Here is a 14,407-nt window from a genome sequence, read left to right on the forward strand (position 1 = left end):
GCAGGCAGTAATGGGCTGTGGGGAGCAAACATCTGTGACTAGATACGATGTATAAGTCATTATCTCGCCTCCATGGCGGAATAATCTTCATCGTACTTTAAAAAATGGAGCGATGGTGACTTGCTCACATAATCAAAGGCTCCAAAGGCATGTTTACCATGACGCGGTGACGGCACGTCATTGGTAAATGCTGCGCCACGCGGCATTCGACCAGGTCGAACCATCGCCGCTTTGCTGGACGAAGCACGGGGCACGCTACCAGGTGGACGGGCGGACATGGGGCGCTGCCCCATACCCCGGGGCGGGCCGCCTCTCACGGTGGCTCGCTGGAGCGCTTTCAGACTAAACTTATCACTAGCCATTTCAGTTCCTGGTTAACTGGTTTTGGTAAGGGGTGCCAGCTGTTCGCGCAGCGAAGCACCCCGATTTATTTCAAGGCAGAGCAGGGGGCCCACAGATGGGCAAGAGGTGCCAATTGGTGGTCATGCCTGCTCTACGCTTTGCGCCCTCATTTGCTCATCGGGGTTTGCATAGACGGGGTACTGGGCCGTCCAGCTCGCCGGCATGTCGGCTGACCAGGCATCCAGCCAGGCGGCCGCATCGAGGTTGCCGGCCTGGCGCTCGACCAGTGCCGCAAAGGCCCTGGCCAGGTCCAGGCGGAACGCTTGGGCATCAACCGAGCCGCAGGCTCGGTGATGCCAGGTGACTGCCTTGAAGGCTGTTTTGGCTGCGTCCTGGACCTTGGCGGTGCCCAGACCCTGCCAGGCAGGTGCAACGGCCTGCAGCCCGGAGCGCTTGCGCTCGCTGTGGGCCTTCTGATGTTCAGCGTGCTTGGGACTGTTCCAGGCGGTCATGCGGCCTCCCATCGGGCGTCGTTTGAAGAGCGGTTTTTCCGTTCCACCGGGCTTGTCTCCTGCTCAACAATTAAGCAGTTTTTCTCACTGGTGAGACTAGGATGAGGTGTTACAGGCGACCTCATCCCTGCGGAGGTGCCAGCAGCGGGTGCATCGCTGCGCGCCTGCGGTGCTCGCTCAGCACCCGCAGCACGCCCCAAAGCCAGGTGCAAATCGTGTTGAAGCACTGCAGCCATGTCGGCCCGGCGGATCAACAAGGACCACCAATTGCTGTCCGTGCCCACAAAAGACCGTCCTTCAGGCGACCAGAGCTTGCCGCCATGAAAGCACCAGCCAGCCCAGCCAGGCCCAGGCAGCTCCATCCGGTTGAGCAGCCGCAGCAGCCGATAGGTGGCATAGGGGATGTCGTGCTTGCCCGACGCCCAGTTATGCAAAGTGCGCTCGGTGACGTGAAGAAGCTTCGCGCAGCCGGCCAGATCCAGGCCCAGGTTGCGGTACATGGACCGGAAGGACTGGGCAAGCTGGGCGCGGGTGTCGGGGTCGTGGCGACGGTGGCCCTGACGATACCTAACTAGATACGATGTATATTATGTTAAATAAAATACGCGCCAAACACGGTGGCTGCACCGGCACCTTGCCAAGGACGGGAAACAAGCTGCACCACTCGCCCCTTCTATACTGGCTGAGGTTGACAGTTGAACCCTCATCGAGAACCGTATGGCACCAGAACTCACCGAACAAGGTCAGCAACTTGTCTCCAGGCTGGCTTCGCGCACAGGTTTCAGCCCCGAGGCAGTCACGCAGTTGCTGATGGCCCTGCAGCGAGGCAACGGCGCCATGGCGCAGTTTTCGCATCCCGAGTTCGGCGGCAGCGGCCAGTGGGCGCGCGGCGGCATGGTCATGCTCGGCGACATGTTCAACAACGAACTGAAGGCACGCGTGGATGGGTTGGCCAACGAACTGGCCAGTGCCATCACCACGGCCCCTGGGCTCGTGCCAACGGGCGGCTTTCAGGCGCAATCCCAGGGTGACGGCGCGGCCGCGTTCGTCCCGTCATCGGCGTTTTTCGTTTCCGATCCGCAGGCCCAGTGGTACCCGGCAGATTTGGGGACGCCGAGCAGCAGCGGCTCTCAGAACAGCACCCGCTACGCGTACTTCGCTGACCAACGCCGCCTTGCGGTGGATGCCGGTGGCGACGTGTCGCTGTATGACACGCTGGACCATCGGATCAGCGGCTTCGGCCAGCAGCATGGTGGCAACTCTGCGCTGACCTTTACCAGCCAGCACGGAACCGTGAACCTCTCGGCCCTGCCGTTGGCCCGCAAGGGTGGTCTGGCGCAGGCTCCGATGGCTGCGGCCAGTGAGGCGCCCCGCGCAGGCGGCGCGTCCCATGGCGCGCAGGCTTCCATATTCGAATCCATCGCGCAGCTGTCTGCGCTCAAGGACAAAGGCATCCTCACCGAGGCGGAATTCGCCGCGAAGAAGGCGGAGCTGCTCGCGCGAATCTGAGCTGGTGCCCAAGGGCTCGCTGGGTGCAGGGTCGTTCTAACTTCTTTTCCTTCTGACCCGAGTTGGTGGTGGTGCCACACCCACGGCGGCACCCGTCGGCAGCCGGTCCCGCAGTTCGTTGAGCAGTGCGAACACGTCATTGCTGCGTTCATCGAATTTCGCCTGCAAGCCCTTCACCTCGTCGAGGGCGGATTGCAGTTCCTGGGACAGGCCCGCTTTTTCGATCTGCAGCGCGCCCACGTGGGTGTCTAGCTCCCGGGCTCGGTCCATGGCATCGGCCAGGGCTTTGGCGGCCTTCTTGCCGTCGGCCTCCAGCTGTAGCGCCAGCCGTTTGGACTCCTGGCGGGCCCGGTCGACCTCGGCATTGAGCCTGCGTTCCTGGGCCTGCGCGCGCTCTTCGAGCCGCGAGCGCTCGGCCTGGTGTTCTGCCTCCTTGGCCTCGTGGCGCCGCCGCTGTGCATCCGCCTCCTGCCGCAGTTGCGCGCCCTCGGAACGCGTGGCTTCCAGCAGCTGTTGGCTGGCCTGCAGTTGCTGCTGCAGTTCCTGGGCCTGGCGCGCCAGCTCGGCGATCTGGGCATCCCGAGCCTGCATGGCCACGGCATAGGCCTCATTGCGGTCATCCAGGCGTTGCGTCTCCCGTGCCAACTCTTCCTGCGCATGGCGCAGTGATTCGGCTTGCGCCTCCAGCGCTGTGCGGGCTTGTGCAAATTGCTCGGCAGCCCTTTCGTCAGCCTGCTGCAGCGCCCTTCCCCACAGAGTCTTCGCCGCCCGGATGACGGGCCCCGGCAAGGGAATCTCGACATCTGCCGGCCCGTTGGCCGAGTCAGCGTGGTCTGCCGGCGCCTGCAGCCGTCCGGCCAGCGAGCCAAACCACCCATCGAGCATGGGCCCCACCGTATTCGGTGAGCCGCGGCCCAGTTGCAGGCGCACCCGCTCGATGGTCGGGCGCTCCCCCAGGGCGAGAACTGCGTCCGCAGCAGCCCACACCTCTTCCATCTGAACGCCGCGCGGGCCCCTCGTACTTTTCGCTTGCATCGCCCGACTCCACTTCCTGAAATTACCCACGATAATAGAAGCTTATCGTGGGTAAAAAGCTAAATTGATAATAAACAATACATCATATGTACGATAAATGCAAAAGTTAGGCTGAAGGAACACAAATGCGCTTGCCAGCCCTCAAAACGCATGCCGCGCTGGAGCCCGGCGTGCTCTCGGATATGACCGCGCTTGCCGTCGATCAGCTGATGCGCGAGGGGGAGTCTGCGAACACCCTGGCCAGCTACCGATCGGCCGTGCGCTACTGGGCCGCCTGGTTCAACGTGCGCTATGGCCAGCCGATTACGCTTCCGCTGCCGCCGAGCGCGGTGCTTCAGTTCATCGTTGACCATGCCCAACGGACGACTGCCGAAGGGCTGGCCCACGAGCTGCCGCAGGCCATCGATGCGGTGCTTGTCGACGCAGGCTTCAAGGGCAAGCCGGGGCCCATGGCGCTCAGCACCCTGGTGCACCGCGTGTCGGTGCTGTCCAAGGCCCACCAGGTGCGGGACATGAAGAACCCCTGCCAGGATGCCCAGGTGCGTGAGCTGCTGTCGAAGACGCGCCGCGCCTACGCCAAGCGGGGAGCCTTGCCCCAGAAAAAGAATGCACTCACCAAGGACCCGCTGATGGCGATCCTGGCGACCTGCGATGCCACCACCCTCAAAGGACTGCGCGATCGCGCCCTGCTGCTGTTTGCCTTTGCCAGCGGTGGTCGGCGGCGCTCGGAGGTCGCGTCGGCGCAAATGAGGCATCTACAGCGAAGCGGGCCCACTTCGTTCGTCTACACCCTCGCCCACTCCAAGACCAACCAGACCGGTTCAGACCGGCCGGAGAACCACAAACCCATCCAGGGGATGGCGGGCGAGGCTTTGCAGGCATGGTTGGAGGCCACGGGCATCACCGAGGGGCCCATTTTCAGGCGCGTGCGAAAAGGCGGCAGGCTCGGTGAGGCACTGTCGGCCGCCGCCGTGCGTGACATCGTTCAGGAGCGTGCCCGGGCGGCCGGGCTGCCCGATGTGTTTTCAGCGCACTCGCTTCGCTCCGGCTTCGTGACCGAGGCCGCCACCCAGAAAGTCCCCATGGCCGACACGATGGCCATGACGGGTCACCGGAGCGTGGCAAGCCTGCTGGGTTACTTCCGGGTTTCGGACGCCAGCCAGGCGGCGAGGCTGCTGGAAGAAGAAGACCCCCAGGCTTGATGCGGGCGACGACCAGCGCTACGGAAGATCCTGTGCACGAACGCCCAGGCGCAGGCTGGCGCAGAAGGCCGAGAACTCGCCCGTGTCGTCGATGGGCGGGTTTTGCAATTGCACGAAGAGATCGGGTGCGAGCGGCACCAGCGTGACATCGGTGCCCCCCGAGCCGGCATAGATTTCGGTGTAGTTCTTGGTGCGTGTTCGCCCCCAGAACACGCGCATGACAGTTTCGCCCTTCCATGCGGGCCTGCCGCAAAAGTCGGCGGCTGTCGCGGGCTGGTCGCCGGCCTGTGCGTTCGGCACCATCCAGCGGCCGTCCTCTGCAAGCGTGAACGAGTCCAGCAGCGCAGTGCCCCCAGGCCGTGTGCGTGCCACCTGCACGCTGGGCGGCGCAGGGCCGGTATCGACCATCCAGTCGCACACCTTGTAGGGTGGCTCGCCGCCCTCCTCCTTGCCCTTGCATTCGCCGCGCGGCGCAGGCTCGGGCCGGATCTTAACGATGTAGAACGCACAGGCGCGGCCATCGCGCTCATCTGCGGAGCGCTTGGGCCGCGTGATCCTGTAGCCGGTCGGCAGATCAAATTCAAGCCCGCAGGCCGCGACGTGGACGGTGGCCGCTGGCTCGGCCTGGGCGCAAGAATGGAAGGAGACGCAGGCCAGCATTGCGGAGAATGCCAGGGTGGTGCGCGTGTGGCCCATCATGCGGTCTCCTGGCGGCCATCGACGAGTTGCCGCAGCAGCGCAGCCCGGAAATCCGCACTGAAGTGCCACTGCCCCTCGGTCTGCACCAGCTCGCCGGTGCCCACGCGCGCCTGGAACCAGTCCTCCACGAAGCCCGGTGCCCAGCCACCGGTGCCAAAATGCGCGCCACCCACCATTGCGATGACGCCTGGGTAGGACTGCAGGAACCCCTCCTTTGACCGCACCGGCCGGCTGTTGCTGAGCAGCAGAAACTGCGCTGCGTACAACAGGTGCGAGTTCGCGTCCGCATGCAGTGCGAAATAGCCTTTGTCCTGCACAATGGCCGCGGCCAGACGGCGGATGGCCGCCGGCATGCGCGGGTCGGGCCACTGCTCGCACAGCCTGTGCAGCCGCGTGTGGAAAGGGGCGTTGCGCACGTGCTCCAGCGCTTCCTTCTTCACGTCCTCGGGGTCGTCCTCATACTTGGACTCGTGCACGAGGCTGCGCACGAAGGTTTCGAAATCCGGTGCGAGCGGCGTGATGCGGTAGTCGCTTTCCTGGTCGACTTGCACCACTGCGGGCTCGCCGGACGGCCCACAGGCACGGTAGTCGAGCGCGATCATGTCGTGGCCCGCAGAGGGGCAGTCGCCGAAGTAGACGCCGATGTCCGGGTAGTCCCACTCTTCGATCTTGAAACGGCTGCCCAGGCTGCCGCACAGGCTCCACTGCCGTGCGAAGCCAATGCCCTTGAAGGCGCTGATCGCCACATGGTCTTCAGCCCAGGAGGTTGGCGTTTGGGTGGGAAAGCACCCACGGGCGGGAATGCCGCCGTTTTGCGACTGCATGAGTGCGATGTAGCTGGCCGGGAGCCGATAGCCCAATTGCGCCTCGACGGCGGCAATGGTCTCTGGCGTGGGCGGTGGCTCCACATACTCCTTGCGCCCGTAGTCGCTGTCTTCCCAGAAGCCGGGCAGATCGAAGCCCGAAAACGGCGTTGCCCTGGTGGTACTCACGCGCCCTCCCCCTCTTCCCCTTGCGCGGCACGCGCCTTGTCGAGCAAAAATTCGATGCACAGGCGCACGGCGCGTGTCTGGTGGCGGTTGGGCATGTACAAGAGGTGCATGCGGGTGCCGAAGATGCTCAGGCGGTAGTCGTCGAGCGTACTCAGCACCTCGCCGGACTCGATGGCGTCCTTCACCACGTAGTCGGGCACCAGGCCCACGCCCAGGCCCGCGAGAATGCCCTGGCGCAGAAACGGAAAATGCTCCGAGATCAGCGTGGGCTCCAGCAGCAGCTCCTGCCGCTCTTCGCCCTGGTAGGCACTCAGGCGCAGCTGGCGCCCCGTCACGCCGGCGGTGATGAGCGGCGCGCTGCGCAGCTCCAGCAGTGTCTGCGGCAGGCCGTGCTCCTGTGCAAAGGCGCGCGAGGCGCAGGCGATGTAGCGCACGGTGCCCAGGCTGCGCGCCACCAGGGACAGCGGCGGCTCCTGGATCACGCGGATGGCGATGTCCACCTCGTCGCGCAGGTTGTCGGCGCGGTTCTCGAACAGCACGTCGAGCACGATGCCGGGGTACAGGCGCTTGAACTCGATCAGCCAGTCGCTCATCACGATCTGCCCGTAGCCGCTGGGCACGCTGATGCCCACGCGCCCCTGCAGGCCCTGCCCCAGGGTGGCAATGGTCTCGCGCGCAGCCAGCATCTCGTTCTGTATGCTGCGGCCGTGCTCGTACAGGCGCATCCCCACCTCGGTGGGCTCCACACGGCGGGTGGTGCGCCGCACCAGTTGCACGCCCACGGACTTTTCTAGCTGGGTTAGGTGGTAGCTCACATTGGCGCGGGACACCTTGAGCTTGCGCGCGGCCTGGCTCAGGTTGCCGCAGTCAATGATTTCGACCAGCAAGGCCAGAGAGTGTGAATCCATAGACCGATTGTCTTAAATGTTTTGACAGTCTGTCAATTCCAGCGGGGATTGTTATAAATCATTGTCACCGCAAAAATCCCGGTTTGCTGTTCAAGCCCCCAATGGAGACATGCGCGTGACCCTTCAATCCCCGGCTTCCGTCGTTCGTTCAACCCTGCAGGACGGCGTACAGCTCGTCAGCATCCACAACCCGCCCGTCAATGCCCTGGGTGCTGCGGTGCGCCAGGGGCTGCTGGCGGCGATCGCCCAGGCCGAGGCCGATGCACAGGTCAAGGCGGTGCTCATCGTGGGTGACGGCCGGGCCTTCATCGCCGGGGCCGACATCCGCGAGTTCGGCAAGCCGCCCGTGGCGCCTGCCCTGCCCGAGGTCTGCCAGCGCATCGAATCCTGCAGCAAGCCGGTGGTGGCCGCCATCCATGGTGCGGCACTGGGCGGGGGGCTGGAAGTGGCCCTGTCGGCCCACTACCGCCTGGCGCTGCCCAGCGCCCAACTGGGCCTGCCCGAGGTGTTGCTGGGGCTGCTGCCCGGCTCCGGCGGCACGCAGCGGGCGCCCCGCCTCATGGGGGTGAAGGCGGCGACCGAGCTCATGCTCAGCGGCAAGCACCTCAATGCCCAGGCGGCCCTGGCCGCAGGCCTGGTGGACGTGGTGGCCGAGGGCAACGATCCCGTTGCCGCCGGGCTGGCCTACGTGAGCGAGCTGCTGGCACGCCAGGCACCGGTGCGCCCCACCAGCGCCCAGGCCGGGCGCCTGGCCGACAAGGCCGCCGCCCAGGCAGAACTCGATGTGCTTCGGGCAGACACCGCCAAGGCCGCGCGCGGCCTGTTCTCGCCGCTGAAGATCATCGACTGCGTGCAGGCCGCGCTGGACCTGCCTTTTGACCAAGGCATGCAGTTCGAGCGCGCCCAGTTCCTCGCCTGCCTGGACAGCCCGCAGCGCGCCGGCCTGATCCATGCCTTCTTTGCCGAGCGCGAAGTCGCCAAGGTGCCCGAGGCCAATGCCGCCGCGCCGCGCCCTGTGGCCTCCATCGCCGTGATCGGCGGCGGCACCATGGGCGCCGGCATCACCGTCTCGGCGCTGGACGCCGGCCTGCCCGTGACCATGATCGAACGCGACGAGGCATCGATCGCGCGCGGCCGGGCCCATGTGGAAAAGGTCTACGACGCCCTGGTGGCCAAGGGCCGCATGAGCGCCGAGGCCAAGGCCGCCACCCTGGCGCGCTACAACGGCAGCACCCGCTACGAGGACATTGCCAGCGCCGACCTGGTGATTGAAGCGGTTTTCGAGGACATCGAGGTCAAGAAGGCCGTGTTCCGCGAGCTCGACCGCGTGTGCAAGCCCGGCGCCGTGCTAGCCACCAACACTTCTTATCTGGACATCGACGCCATTGCGGCGGCCACCGCGCGCCCGCAGGACGTGATCGGCCTGCACTTCTTCAGTCCCGCCAACATCATGAAGCTGCTGGAGATCGTGGTGCCCGCCCGGGTCAGCGCCGACGTGGTGTCTACCGCTTTCGAGCTGGCCAAGCGGCTCAAGAAGGTGCCGGTGCGTGCCGGCGTGTGCGACGGCTTCATCGGCAACCGCATCCTGGCCGTGTACAAGCAGGCGGCCGACTACCTCATGGAAGACGGTGCCAGCCCGTACGAGATCGACGCGGCCGTGCGCGGCTTCGGCTACCCCATGGGCCCCTTCCAGGTGACCGACCTGGCCGGTGGTGACATCGGCTGGGCCACGCGCAAGCGCCGCGCCGCCAAGCGTGACCCGAAGGCGCGCTACGTGGAGATTGCCGACCGCATCTGCGAGCGCGGCTGGTTCGGCCAGAAGACCGGCCGGGGCTTCTACCTCTACCCCGAGGGCGCCCGCATAGGCCAGCCCGATCCCGAGGTGCAGGCCATCGTAGATGCCGAGCGCGCCAGGAAGGGCGTGGTGCCGCGCCCGTTCAGCGCCGACGAGATCATGCGCCGCTACATGGCCGCCATGGTCAACGAGGGCGCCAAGGTGGTGGCCGAGGGCATTGCCCTGCGCCCGCTGGATGTGGACGTGACCTTTCTGTCCGGCTACGGCTTTCCGCGCTTTCGTGGCGGCCCCATGAAGTGGGCGGACATGCAGGGCCTCGACAAAGTGCTCGCCGACATCCGTGAATTCGCCAAGGACGAACCGCTGTTCTGGAAGCCCGCCGCCCTGCTCGAACAGCTCGTTGCAGAGGGCCGCAATTTCGACAGTCTGAACCAACCCGCCTGAACCAGGAGACACCCACCATGCGCGAAGCCGTCATCGTTTCCACCGCCCGCACCCCGCTGGCCAAGTCGCACCGCGGCGAATTCAATGCCACGCCGGCCGCCCAACTGGCCGCGTTTTCTGTCACGGCGGCCGTCGAGCGTTCGGGCGTGGACCCCGCCATGTTCGAGGACTTCATCCTGGGCTGCGGCAACCCCGATGGCTTCCAGGGCCGCAACCTGGGCCGCCAGACCGTGCTGCGCGCCGGGCTGCCGCTGTCGGTGGCGGGCACCACGGTCACGCGCTTTTGCGCCTCGGGCCTGCAGTCCATCGCCATTGCCGCCGGCCGCATCGTGGCCGAAGGCGTGCCGGCGATGATTGCCGGCGGGGTGGAAACCATCTCGGGCATGCGCCCCGGCAACAACCTGCCCACCGACATGGACCCCTGGCTGGTGGAGCACAAGCCGGCCCTGTACATGGCCATGATCGACACCGCCGACGTGGTGGCCCAGCGCTACGGCATCTCGCGCGAGGACCAGGACGCCTTCTCGCTGCAAAGCCAGCAGCGCACGGCGGCCGCGCAGGCGGCGGGCCTGTTCGACGATGAAATCATCCCCTGCGCCACGCGCATGGCCGAAAAGAACAAGGACACGGGCGAAGTCACCTACCGCGAGGTGGTGGCCACGCGCGACACCTGCAACCGCCCGGGCACCACGCTCGAAGGCCTGCTGGCGCTCGAGCCCGTCAAGGGCCCCGGCCAGTTCGTCACGGCCGGCAATGCCTCGCAGCTGTCGGATGGCTCATCGGCCTGTGTGCTGATGGAGGCCAGGGAGGCCGAGCGCCTGGGCCTGCAGCCGCTGGGCGCCTTCCGCGGCATGGCCGTGGCCGGCTGCGAGCCCGACGAAATGGGCATCGGCCCGGTGTTCGCCGTGCCCAAGCTGCTGGCGCGCCATGGCCTGAACGTCGAGGACATCGGCTTGTGGGAGCTCAACGAGGCCTTCGCATCGCAGGCCCTGTACTGCCAGCGCCGGCTGGGCATCCCCATGGAGCGGCTGAACGTCAACGGTGGCGCCATCTCCATCGGCCACCCCTTCGGCATGACGGGCGCGCGCCTGGCCGGCCACATCCTGCTCGAAGGCCGGCGCCGCAAGGCCAAATGGGGCGTGGTGACCATGTGCATTGCTGGTGGCATGGGCGCTGCAGGCCTGTTCGAGATTTTCTGAAGCAAGGCACGATATGGATCTCCAATTCACCCCTGAAGAGCAGGCCTTCCGCGCAGAAGTGCAGGCCTTTCTGAAAGACAGGCTGCCCGCCGCCCTGGCGCACAAGGTCAAGGCCGGGCAGCGCCTGACCAAGGCCGACCAGGAGGGGTGGCATGCCATCCTCAACGCGCGCGGCTGGTTGGCCAACCACTGGCCCGCGCAGTACGGCGGCCCCGGCTGGGGCGCGGTGCAGAAATTCATCTTCGACACCGAGTGCGCCGTCGCGGGCGGGCCGCGCATCGTGCCCTTCGGGCTCAACATGCTGGGCCCGGTGCTGATCAAATACGGCAATGAGGCGCAAAAGCAGTACTGGCTGCCGCGCATCCTGAGCGGTGCCGACTGGTGGTGCCAGGGCTATTCCGAACCGGGCGCGGGCTCGGACTTGGCCTCGGTCAAGACCACGGCCGTGCGCGGCGTGGATGGCGAGGGCGAGCACTACATCGTCAATGGCCAGAAGACCTGGACCACCCAGGGCCAGCACGCCAACATGATCTTCTGCCTGGTGCGCACCGACCGCGAGGCCAAGGCCCAGGCGGCGATCAGCTTTCTGCTGGTGGACATGGACACCCCGGGCGTGCAGGTGCGCCCCATCCGCACGCTCGATGGCGACAGCGAGGTCAACGAGGTGTTCTTCACCGATGTGCGCGTGCCGGCCGAGAACCTGGTGGGCGGAGAGAACAAGGGCTGGACCTACGCCAAGTACCTGCTGACCTACGAGCGCACCGGCATCGCCGGCGTGGGCTTCTCGGTCGCCGCGCTCGAAAAGCTCAAGGTCATCGCCGCCAAGGTGCAGCGCAATGGCCGCCCGCTGGCCCAGGACCCACAGTTCGCCACGCGCATGGCCAAGGTCGAGATCGACCTCGAGAACATGAAGACCACCAACCTGCGCGTGATCGCGGCCGTGGCCGGCGGCGGCGTGCCGGGGGCCGAGAGCTCCATGCTCAAGATCCGCGGCACCGAGATCCGCCAGGAGATCCTGTCGCTGATCCGCCGCGCCATGGGCCCCCATGCCCTGCCCTACATCGAGGAGGCGCAGTACCAGGATGTGGCCGACGCATCCGCAGGCCCTGCAGAGGCGGCCACGGTGGCGGCGAACTACTTCAACTACCGCAAGCTGTCGATCTTCGGCGGCTCCAATGAAATCCAGAAGAACATCATCTCCAAGATGATCCTGGGCCTGTGAGGCTGATGCGATGAACTTTGAACACACCGAAGACCGCCGCATGCTGGCGGACACGCTGGACCGCTTCGTGGCCGGGCAGTGCCCTATGGAGACCCGCAACGCCATTGCCTATGGCAGCACCGGCATGTCGCCGGCCCTCTGGGGCCAGTTTGCCGAGCTCGGCGCCATTGGCGCCCTCTTCCCCGAGGCCGATGGGGGCTTTGGCGGTGCCGGCTTCGATATCGCCGTGGTCTTCGAGGCCCTGGGCCGTGGCTTGGTGGTGGAGCCCTTTCTCGGGGCCCTGATGGTCGGGCGCGCCCTGGCGACGGCTGGCACGCCCGCGCAGAAGGAGCGCATTGCCAGCCTGATCGACGGCAGCACCGTGGCCGCGCTGGCGCACGACGAACCGGGCAGCCACTACGAACTGGCGCGCGTGGCCACGCAGGCGGTGCGCAATGCCCAGGGCTGGGCACTCTCGGGCGCCAAGGCCGTGGTGGTGCAGGGTGGAGCGGCGCAGTTGCTGCTGGTATCGGCCCGCACTGCGGGCGCGGTGGACAGCGAGGACGGCATTTCGCTGTTCCTCGTGCCCGCCGATGCACCCGGCGTGGTGCGCCGGGGCTACGGCCGCATCGACGGCGGGGGCGCGGCCGACATTGCGTTCGAGCAGGTGCAATTGGGCGCCGACGCCCTGCTGGGCGCCGAGGGCCAGGGCTTTGCCACGCTGGAGCTGGCCGTAGGCTGGGGCGTGCTGGCGCTGTGTGCCGAGGCATTGGGCGCGATGGAAGTGGCCAAGAAGGACACACTCGAATACCTGCAGACGCGCAAGCAGTTCGGCGTGCCGATCGGCAGCTTCCAGGCACTGCAGCACCGCATGGCCGACCTGCTGCTGGAGGTCGAACAGGCGCGCTCGGCCGTCATCAACGCCGCTGCGGCCATGGACGCCGAGCGACTGGTGCGCGAGCGCGCGCTGTCGGCCGCCAAGTTCACCATCGGCCGCATCGGCACCCTGGTGTCCGAAGAGAGCATCCAGATGCACGGCGGCATCGGCATGACCTGGGAGCTGCCGCTGTCGCACTATGCCAAGCGGCTGGTGATGATCGACCACCAGCTCGGTGACGAAGACCACCACCTGGCGCGCTACATGGCACTGGGCCAGCACAGCTGATACCGGGCCTGAATTTTCCGGGACACCCCAAGGAGACTGAACCATGACCAACCAACAACCGTCCCAGGAAATCGACCTGCCCCTCGAAGGGGTGCGCGTGCTGGACCTGTCGCGCGTCTTTGCCGGGCCGCTGTGCGGCCAAGTGCTGGCCGACTTCGGCGCCGAGGTCATCAAGGTCGAGCACCCGGGCCGCGGCGACGACACGCGCGACTGGGGCATGCGCATCGGCAAGACCGAGACCACCTACTACAACAGCATGAACCGCAACAAGCGGTCGATCACGCTGGACCTGCAAAGCCCGGAGGGCCTGCAGATCATCCACGACCTGCTGCCGCAGTGTGACGTGGTGATCCACAACTTCAAGACCGGCGGCGCCGAGAAGCTGGGCCTGGGCTACGAGCAGCTCAAGGCCATCCGGCCCGATCTCATCTACTGCGCCGTGGCTGGCTACGACGCGAGCGGCCCCGAGGCCAAGCGCCCCGGCTACGACCTGGTGATCCAGGGCGAGGCAGGCCTCATGGCGCTCAACGGCGAAGCCGACCAGCCGCCCCTGAAGTTCGGCGTGGCGGTGGTGGACCTGGTGACCGGCATGCATGCGGCCCAGGCCGTGCTGGCCGCCCTGTTCCGCCGCGAGCGCACGGGCAAGGGCCGGCTCATCGAGATGGCGCTGTACGACTGCGGCATCATGGTCACGGGCTACTACGGGCTCGATGCGCTGCAGTTGGGCCGGGACCCGGCGCGCTACGGCAACGCCCATCCCTCGATCGTGCCCTACGGCATGTTCGAGGCGGCGGATGGCCCGCTGATCATCGCGGTGGGCAACAACTCGCAGTTCGACAAGTTCTGCCGTGTGGTCATCGAGCGGCCGGACATCGTCGAAGACCCGCGCTTTGCGACCAATGTGGAGCGGGCCAAGAACCGGCCGGCACTGGTGCTGCTGCTCAACGCAATGATCCGCTCGCTCGGCCGCGACGTACTGCTCGAACGCATGACGGCGGCCGGCATCCCCTGCGGCCGGGTTGCGGGCCTGCACGAGGCCTTGACCAGCGAGCGCACGCGCGCGAGCGGCCTGGTGCACGACATGCCCCACCCCGTGACGGGCACGACGCCGGTGTTCGCACCACCCTACCGCCTGGACGGGCAGCGCCTGCCCGTGCGCAATGCCCCGCCCACGCTGGGCGAAGGCACGCGCGAAGTGCTGCAACGCCTGCTCTCCCTGCGTGACGAGCAACTGCAGCAGTTGCAGCAGCGCGGCGTGCTGACCCTGCCCGAGGCCTGAGATGAACACCCCCTGAGTCGCTTCGCGCCTTCCCCCTCTCTCGTATTGCTGCGCAATACGGGAGGGGGACGCCCCCAGTGCGGCGGGGCGGCCCTTGCACGGGGGCGCTGGCCTGGGGCGCGCCA

Annotated in this window: 13 protein-coding genes; 7 read left to right on the forward strand and 6 right to left on the reverse strand. The window is 66.5% G+C overall.

Annotated elements, in window-relative coordinates; all coding sequences use genetic code 11:
- Positions 1-482: 482 nt before the first annotated feature.
- Both ACSQ9E_RS11875 and ACSQ9E_RS11880 read right to left on the reverse strand, forming a co-directional pair.
- Positions 483-854, reverse strand: coding sequence for a hypothetical protein (locus ACSQ9E_RS11875; RefSeq protein WP_436217882.1), 372 nt, complete (start codon positions 852-854; stop codon positions 483-485).
- Complete coding sequence (locus tag ACSQ9E_RS11880; RefSeq protein WP_436217883.1) at positions 851-1,354, reverse strand: VC1465 family Xer recombination activation factor; 504 nt, start codon at positions 1,352-1,354, stop codon at positions 851-853. The genes ACSQ9E_RS11875 and ACSQ9E_RS11880 overlap by 4 nt, the downstream gene beginning before the upstream one ends.
- A 217-nt stretch (positions 1,355-1,571) precedes the next feature.
- Between ACSQ9E_RS11880 and ACSQ9E_RS11885 the strand changes: the two genes are divergently transcribed.
- Positions 1,572-2,363: an SHOCT domain-containing protein gene (locus tag ACSQ9E_RS11885; RefSeq protein ID WP_436217884.1), complete on the forward strand. Its 792-nt coding sequence runs from the start codon at positions 1,572-1,574 to the stop codon at positions 2,361-2,363.
- A 36-nt stretch (positions 2,364-2,399) separates the two neighbouring features.
- Here the strand turns inward: ACSQ9E_RS11885 and ACSQ9E_RS11890 are convergent, their stop codons facing one another.
- Complete coding sequence (locus ACSQ9E_RS11890; protein ID WP_436217885.1) at positions 2,400-3,398, reverse strand: DNA-binding protein; 999 nt, start codon at positions 3,396-3,398, stop codon at positions 2,400-2,402.
- Between the two features lie 125 nt (positions 3,399-3,523).
- Between ACSQ9E_RS11890 and ACSQ9E_RS11895 the strand changes: the two genes are divergently transcribed.
- On the forward strand, positions 3,524-4,600 hold the full coding sequence (locus ACSQ9E_RS11895) for a site-specific integrase (protein WP_436217886.1): 1,077 nt from the start codon (positions 3,524-3,526) through the stop codon (positions 4,598-4,600).
- An 18-nt stretch (positions 4,601-4,618) separates the two neighbouring features.
- Here ACSQ9E_RS11895 and ACSQ9E_RS11900 read toward each other — a convergent pair whose 3' ends face one another.
- Genes ACSQ9E_RS11900 through ACSQ9E_RS11910 form a run of 3 tightly spaced genes read right to left on the reverse strand, consistent with a single transcriptional unit; the run spans position 4,619 to position 7,199 of the window.
- A complete protein-coding gene (locus ACSQ9E_RS11900) occupies positions 4,619-5,296 on the reverse strand; it encodes a hypothetical protein (RefSeq protein WP_436217887.1) in 678 nt (225 codons plus the stop codon).
- On the reverse strand, positions 5,296-6,291 hold the full coding sequence (locus ACSQ9E_RS11905; RefSeq protein ID WP_436217888.1) for an SMI1/KNR4 family protein: 996 nt from the start codon (positions 6,289-6,291) through the stop codon (positions 5,296-5,298). The genes ACSQ9E_RS11900 and ACSQ9E_RS11905 overlap by 1 nt, the downstream gene beginning before the upstream one ends.
- Entirely contained in the window at positions 6,288-7,199 is a 912-nt protein-coding gene (locus ACSQ9E_RS11910; RefSeq protein WP_057267546.1) for a LysR family transcriptional regulator, read from the reverse strand. Before ACSQ9E_RS11910 ends, ACSQ9E_RS11905 begins: the two co-directional genes overlap by 4 nt.
- 109 nt (positions 7,200-7,308) lie before the next feature.
- Between ACSQ9E_RS11910 and ACSQ9E_RS11915 the strand changes: the two genes are divergently transcribed.
- The 5 genes from ACSQ9E_RS11915 to ACSQ9E_RS11935 are packed head-to-tail and all read left to right on the forward strand — an operon-like array spanning position 7,309 to position 14,282.
- Positions 7,309-9,438, forward strand: coding sequence for a 3-hydroxyacyl-CoA dehydrogenase NAD-binding domain-containing protein (locus tag ACSQ9E_RS11915; protein ID WP_436217889.1), 2,130 nt, complete (start codon positions 7,309-7,311; stop codon positions 9,436-9,438).
- A gap of 17 nt (positions 9,439-9,455) precedes the next feature.
- Positions 9,456-10,637: an acetyl-CoA C-acyltransferase gene (locus ACSQ9E_RS11920; RefSeq protein ID WP_436217890.1), complete on the forward strand. Its 1,182-nt coding sequence runs from the start codon at positions 9,456-9,458 to the stop codon at positions 10,635-10,637.
- A 13-nt stretch (positions 10,638-10,650) separates the two neighbouring features.
- The gene (locus tag ACSQ9E_RS11925; protein WP_436217891.1) at positions 10,651-11,859 is read left to right on the forward strand and encodes an acyl-CoA dehydrogenase family protein; all 1,209 of its coding nucleotides are present in this window, start codon (positions 10,651-10,653) and stop codon (positions 11,857-11,859) included.
- A gap of 10 nt (positions 11,860-11,869) precedes the next feature.
- Positions 11,870-13,003, forward strand: coding sequence for an acyl-CoA dehydrogenase family protein (locus tag ACSQ9E_RS11930; protein WP_436217892.1), 1,134 nt, complete (start codon positions 11,870-11,872; stop codon positions 13,001-13,003).
- Positions 13,004-13,046: 43 nt separating this feature from the next.
- Positions 13,047-14,282 (forward strand): CaiB/BaiF CoA transferase family protein, encoded by a 1,236-nt coding sequence (locus tag ACSQ9E_RS11935; RefSeq protein WP_436217893.1) that lies wholly within the window; start codon positions 13,047-13,049, stop codon positions 14,280-14,282.
- Positions 14,283-14,407: the final 125 nt, after the last annotated feature.

Origin of the sequence: Acidovorax sp. LjRoot118 (assembly GCF_964253575.1) — a bacterium.
Classification (GTDB): Bacteria; Pseudomonadota; Gammaproteobacteria; order Burkholderiales; family Burkholderiaceae_C; genus Acidovorax.